At 59.7% G+C, this 5,640-nt stretch carries 8 protein-coding genes; 5 read left to right on the top strand and 3 right to left on the bottom strand.

Annotated features, from left to right (window positions below):
• Positions 1–336 (top strand): DUF6927 domain-containing protein (locus SX1_RS21685; RefSeq protein ID WP_019054785.1); only part of this gene is annotated, 336 nt, incomplete at its 5' end.
• Between the two features lie 23 nt (positions 337–359).
• Positions 360–584 carry a hypothetical protein gene (locus SX1_RS21680; RefSeq protein WP_026150040.1) on the top strand — a complete coding sequence of 75 codons (225 nt, stop codon included), beginning with the start codon at positions 360–362 and terminating at the stop codon, positions 582–584.
• Between the two features lie 3 nt (positions 585–587).
• Here SX1_RS21680 and SX1_RS21675 read toward each other — a convergent pair whose 3' ends face one another.
• Positions 588–1,076: a hypothetical protein gene (locus SX1_RS21675; RefSeq protein WP_019054783.1), complete on the bottom strand. Its 489-nt coding sequence runs from the start codon at positions 1,074–1,076 to the stop codon at positions 588–590.
• A 109-nt stretch (positions 1,077–1,185) separates the two neighbouring features.
• On the opposite strand from SX1_RS21675, the gene SX1_RS21670 reads away from it, so the two are divergent.
• From SX1_RS21670 to SX1_RS21660, 3 genes are all read left to right on the top strand, one after another.
• Positions 1,186–1,593 carry a DUF3768 domain-containing protein gene (locus SX1_RS21670; protein ID WP_019054782.1) on the top strand — a complete coding sequence of 136 codons (408 nt, stop codon included), beginning with the start codon at positions 1,186–1,188 and terminating at the stop codon, positions 1,591–1,593.
• 4 nt (positions 1,594–1,597) lie between these two features.
• Positions 1,598–1,927 (top strand): hypothetical protein, encoded by a 330-nt coding sequence (locus tag SX1_RS21665; RefSeq protein ID WP_019054781.1) that lies wholly within the window; start codon positions 1,598–1,600, stop codon positions 1,925–1,927.
• A gap of 69 nt (positions 1,928–1,996) precedes the next feature.
• The gene (locus tag SX1_RS21660; RefSeq protein ID WP_167539659.1) at positions 1,997–2,221 is read left to right on the top strand and encodes a hypothetical protein; all 225 of its coding nucleotides are present in this window, start codon (positions 1,997–1,999) and stop codon (positions 2,219–2,221) included.
• Between the two features lie 237 nt (positions 2,222–2,458).
• Here the strand turns inward: SX1_RS21660 and SX1_RS21655 are convergent, their stop codons facing one another.
• Together SX1_RS21655 and SX1_RS21650 are read right to left on the bottom strand one after the other, a co-directional pair.
• Positions 2,459–4,990, bottom strand: coding sequence for a hypothetical protein (locus SX1_RS21655; RefSeq protein ID WP_255209824.1), 2,532 nt, complete (start codon positions 4,988–4,990; stop codon positions 2,459–2,461).
• A gap of 74 nt (positions 4,991–5,064) precedes the next feature.
• A partial coding sequence (locus SX1_RS21650; RefSeq protein WP_026150039.1) for a DUF8727 domain-containing protein occupies positions 5,065–5,640 on the bottom strand: 576 nt, incomplete at its 5' end.

The following is a 5,640-nucleotide window of genomic DNA, read 5'->3' as shown; positions in this document are numbered from 1 at the left end:
AGCGAAACCATGGGGCCATACAACTATGACTGTCCGGCCTCGATCCTCGACTTGCTGGGGCCACCCGGCAACGAATATGCCACCCAGTGGCGAGAGCACTGCCGCCAGCGCCTCGCGTTGACTTCGCGCCGCAAGCCGGCGCCGGGTGACATGCTGGTGCTCGCCGAGCCGCTGACGTTTACCGATGGGCACAGTGAAAGGAGTTTTCGGGTGGTCCAGTCGGGCAGGAAGACCATCCTGCGCCGCGTTGGCGACGGGGTCGGCGTGAAGATCAGCAAGCTGATGAGCCGTGCCTGGACGATCGTTCCGCCCCCGGCGGCACCGTCGGCGCCGTGACCCGGCGTCAAGTGAGCAGCGCCATGACCGAACCAACCCCTCCTGCGCGCTCGTCCAAACGGGCGCGGCTGTGCAGCATCGAAAACGCCAACCGGATTGCAACCAGGGTCGCCGATCATGTCCAGAGCGATACCGCCGTGGTGAAGACCGGCAACCCCCTGCAGCCGTTCCGCGTGGTCCTGGCGAGCAAGGCGGCACCGGGCCGCACCGTCTCGCGGGTCCTCACGTGCAACGACGATGACCCTTGAAGGTCAGTAAGGCTCAGGGCCCCGCTCGACGTACCACGATTGCCCCAATTCGAAATCGGCGCTGTCCGACACGAGCGGGCCGTCCGGGGCTTCGGCGACATAAGGCGAAACCAGATCCTTGCGTCGAACGCGTGAGCGGCTGAGCCAGGCTGCGGTGCGCCCGCGCGCCTTGAGGAGCGTTAGTAACCAATCCATCGCCTCGGCCATCTCGACCACGCCGCGCCCAGCGAGGCAGTAGTAGATCGCCCGCTGGAAATCGTCGCACTGGGTGCTGAGGATCCCGGCGAGCTTTGCACGCCCGCCGGGCGCATTTTCATGCACGAGCGACACCGCTTCGCGCAATTCTCGCACCGACAGGTAACCATCGTCCACGCTGACCCCGATGCATAGCGCCGCGATCGCCCGTCGCACCGGCTGCAAGTTCATGTCGCATGAGGCATCGCGAAGCACGATGTCGAGATCGAAATGGTCGAGGTGGTTCGGTGCGGGCATTGCGGGGTTCCTTTCGAGACAGAACGTAGCGTGAACGATCAAGCCCCGTCAACGGGCGAGCGGAGGGGAGGGGGCACTCGGTGGATGATCACATCGAAAGGAGCACGCCATGTCCCAGCTTTCCCAATCCACCTTGCCCGCTGTCGATCACACGGCTGAGGTCGCCCGGCTCAACGACGCTGCCCGCGCAGGTTCATTGCCCACCTCGCGCACTGTGTTCACCCGTGCCCTTGCAGATATCCTCGCGGGTGATGCGGACGATCCCGGGACCCGCCAGCACAATCTGATGCTGGGCCAGCGTGTCATTCGCAAACTCATCAACGAGACCCCGATCGAACCCGGTAACGACCCGCATGGCGAGCGCGATTTTGGCGTGGTCGAATTTGAGGGCCACAAGATCTTCTGGAAGGTCGACGTCTACGCCAACGATGGAACGTTCTCCTGGGGCTCGGAGACACCGTGGGACGCGGGGCAGAGTTTCCGCATCGTGACCGTCATGCTCGCGAGCGATTGGTGACGTGATGAGCCGGTATTCGCTAATGCCGCTGCCGTGCCGTGCTGACCTGTTCGAGGTTGCGGTGGGCTGGGATTCCGGGCTCGACACCTACTTCATCACGGTGTTCGGGACGCCGGTGATTCAGCGAGAGCCCGAAGTGCGGCTCTGGCGAGGTAACGTCTGGCGCGATCTTGTCGCAGCGCAAGAACTTGTCGCGATCGCCGGGCAGTATGCGGAGGTTCCAGCCGACCTTACCACCAGGCTTGAGGAAGATCGGATCGCTGCTCCTCACCAGCTTCGGCAGCCGATCAACCGGGTGATCTCGGAACTCCTGGGCCGCGTTCCCGAAAAGTAGCCGCACCGCACACTCTCCCTCAGCAAAGTATGCCCAGCCTCGCTTGCCAAACCAACTCGGCGCGCTACCGTGAAACGCATGAGGGAACCCGCTGAAATTGATAAGTTCATCGCCGACTGGCGCGATACGGGCGGTAGTGAACTCGCCAATACGCAAAGCTTCATCAATGGGCTGTGTCATCTTCTTGGCGTTGAGGCGCCCTCGGGAAGTCGCACCGACGATGCACACAACGATTACGTGTTCGAAAACCCCCAGCTTCCGCGCGGTTTTGCGGTTCGCGCTCAAACTTCGTAGACTGGCATGGCGGCCCAAATCGGTCTCTGATCGGCTTTAGTCTCTTTTCACCCGAACCTCATCGGAAAAGGTTCGGTTATATAAATCTAATTATTCCAATACGTTGCAATTCAGGCGTGAATGAACGTTTTGGACGCCCTCTGGTAGGCCGCTCTGGGCGGAGAACCTGAGGTGGGCATTTTGCAGCGTAGGTAAGGATGAGTGCGGAAATTTGAGGTGATCGTTTCCCTGAAACGATCAGAAGTTGGCGCCGCAGTCCGGACAGACGACATTGGATACATGGTCAGCAATTGTTAGGTGGTACGTCATCTGCAATCCGTTCTTATGCAGTTCGGTGCCACATCCAAAGCAGGGCGTCCGCATTGATGCGGCGCCACAGTCTGAGCATCGGTAAAACCATTTGGCATTCCCGCGTTCGGTTCGTCCTTTTGTGACATCGGTATTCTCGTGTGCCTTGCCGCACGCGATGCATAGGCTCGCATTGGAGCGGCAGACCTCGGCTTTTTCGCCCCACTGATCATTTTGCCCAATTCCCTTCGCATCGATCCGCACGAACTCAGGTTCGGGAAACTCTGACTGAAGCTGTAGTGCAACAAGGCGGCGTAAATTCGTAGTCGATGCACCAGCAGAGACGGGATCTGCTCCAAGCTGGATGCTACCTTTCCTGTGACCGCTTGGGTGGTCTTGTCCGTAGTTACAGTCTCTTCCCCAGATTAACGGCGAAGTTCTGTGCTCAACTGCTCCCTTGGCTGGGTGGAGTATGAAGACGCGGTCGCCATCCTGACCATAATCCTTGGTGTGTACCAACAGCTTCAGCATATCGGCGAGCTCGCCATGCTTCCAGCGCGTGCGGAACTTCGCATCCATCACGAGGCCGGAGTGCTGCTTGGCAAGGTTCCCAAATATTGATGGACGGTAGCCCCTCTCCATGTCCGCTGCAGAGGCGGAGACGTTAAAGCGCAGCCGAAAGTCGGGACGGCGTCCGTTGGCCAACACGGGCTCAACATCCAGTTGGGCTGTCATACCGGGATGGTCACGCGTGAATTTGATCGTGAAGCTGCTATCTCGAGGCTCGCGCGCTTGGGCCGAGAATGCCACCACATGCTCGACCCAATCTGACTGTGCCGTAAATCCGAAATCTTGCATCAGCACCGCGATGATCTTGATCAGACACCATCGCTCGTAGAGCGCACTGGCATGCAGGATGTTGATGCGGCCGAGTTTTTCGAGTGTATCACCGCCGATGCCCGTGGTTTGCTCGAGGGCTACTACCCTCTGGAATGCCGCCAGAGCGCTCGCGTAGATTGGGTTCTGGACGAAACGCATTCCCATAGGGAACGTCGAACTAGCCGAAACCCCGAGACGATCCCACGAAGCGTCCTGTCGGGCAAAGGCATTCTCGACGGCGCCGAGTGCTGCAAATGCGGTTGCGTCCTGTTCGGCACGAACTTCGAACTGACCTGCCCGGATCAGCGCGGCGTTTGCCTCCGCGCGATATTCTTGGCGTTCCTTGTTGGTGATCGGCCTGTGCCAACCTTCGCGTAAATAGCGCAAGCGGGAGGCTATGCGTCGATCAAACACTGGCGATTGAGGCTGGACCGCCGAGACCTTCGTAAACGTCGCTCTGCGTCCTGACTTGCCACTCGCCGTCGTAAAAGAGCTGACACTTGCCTTACCCACCAATACCAAAGCGAGGCCCTTGTCGACACTCTGCGCCTCCCTCACAAGTTCATCAAGGCCATCGGGGAACTGGGCGACACTGATCTGGAATTGCTCATCTCCGCCATACTGGCCGATGCTATCCAGATTTCGATAGAAAAATCCTCCGCCTTTTCCCTCATATTTCTTGCCTACCGAAAAACGATATTCGCGCTCGGAGGATCCCGGTTGGGCTGAGCCAGTTGCCCAGTTGGTAATCGCCTCCATGCGTCGTTGGATATCGGCAAGCTGGTTGTCGAAGATCTCCTGATCGACTTCGATCCGCTCAGTTGCGAACAAATCTGCTGCGCGTGCCTTCTCGCGGCCAGACCGGGCGGCAAGGTGCCCTTGGTGACGCGACGACGAGCGCGCAACGGACTGCGCCAAGCGTCGGCAATGCTGAACCATTCCTCGTAGGTAACGATTCTCGGCTACGTCGGCGCTCTCTTCCGCCGCACGACCAGGATAAAGCCTTGCGCTAGGACGGCGCATGGCAGCCCGAAATGTTGCGGCGTTTGGACGCAGACGCGCTGGTGAGGTGAGCGCGGTGACCTCACGTATTTCCTGCGCAGGATGCTCAAGGACTCGGCCTGCGGCATCCGCGAACTCCGCAAGCGCCTCACAGATGTAGCGGCTGTAATCGGACCCAACTTCTCCCAAAGCCCCTGTTGGTTTTCCAATTGCAAGCCAGACCAGTTCGTCCTGAAAATCTTCGAGATACTCCTGCGCATGAGCGCGATCGAGTTCGTTTGCGACAGCGTCAATGATCAGGGTTCGATAACGACCAAGCTCCACCAAGAAGGTCCCGAACGAGCGGTGCATTTCGGATAGGTGTCTGTTGCTTGGCTTGCTCCAGCCGGTGGCAGGTATCCACCAGGCAGCGCCGTGATCATCGAGGACCCGAAGCCACGGGTGGCGTTCAGCTTGGGCATCAACAGTCGTGGGCTCGACGCCTGCGAGATCGCCTGACAGTTGCAGCCCAACCCATGGTGCGAAATTCCGGAAAATCGAGACTTCGGCGTGGAGCGCGCCATCTCCCGCCGTGTCGATTTCAATAGGGTAGGTCGACACCTCTATCCGCCGAGCCACGCCGGGCGAATCCCATTCGATCTCGAGATAGTGCGCCGCTACCCCCATCGGACGGGTCAGCGCAGCCAGTAGTTGACGATGCCGTTGTTACCATCGGCCAAGCGGATCATGCGTCCAAGGTCGGTGACGCAGCTCGCTTCGAGATCGAGGCTCGTACTTTCGAAGCGCCGTGTCAGCTCGGTGCGGAACTCGTCAAGGAGTTCACGGCGAGAGCGACCGCTGCCTGCGGGACGCGCGGTGTCAAAGGCAATCTTTGGCAGAATCTTGTGCTTGATGACATTGTCCAGCGCCTCATCAGGAGTTATCCCAACCGCTTCCGCCGCGATCATGTACCCTTGCGACTGGCGAATGGCGCGAAGTCCGAACTCGACGCCGAGGGGGTCAAGATAGTCACGCGATAGATGAGAAAGGAAGGCAACGTTCGCGTCATGACGGTTGAAGGCGGGATAGTCGCTGCGGACGCCGAAATCTTCAGGGGTCATGCGCAACTCCCCCAAATGTGAAGGCAGGTTTTGGTTGGCCTCCTGGACTTCGGCTTCAATCGCGTCCCAGTCGGCCAGCATCGGGTTCCGGAAGCGAACCACCTGCACGCGGTCTAGCACCTTGGGCGAAAGCTGGTGCGTGGTATCGGC

The organism is Sphingobium xenophagum NBRC 107872 (assembly GCF_000367345.1).
GTDB lineage: Bacteria > Pseudomonadota > Alphaproteobacteria > Sphingomonadales > Sphingomonadaceae > Sphingobium > Sphingobium xenophagum.
This window is presented reverse-complemented; position numbering and strand designations above follow the sequence as displayed.

Bases quoted from the DNA above. Each gene is read 5' to 3' on its own strand.
- SX1_RS21680 (WP_026150040.1), top strand. From the start codon at position 360: ATGACCGAACCAACCCCTCCTGCGCGCTCGTCCAAACGGGCGCGGCTG.
- SX1_RS21675 (WP_019054783.1), bottom strand. From the start codon at position 1,076: ATGCCCGCACCGAACCACCTCGACCATTTCGATCTCGACATCGTGCTT.
- SX1_RS21665 (WP_019054781.1), top strand. From the start codon at position 1,598: ATGAGCCGGTATTCGCTAATGCCGCTGCCGTGCCGTGCTGACCTGTTC.
- SX1_RS21670 (WP_019054782.1), top strand. From the start codon at position 1,186: ATGTCCCAGCTTTCCCAATCCACCTTGCCCGCTGTCGATCACACGGCT.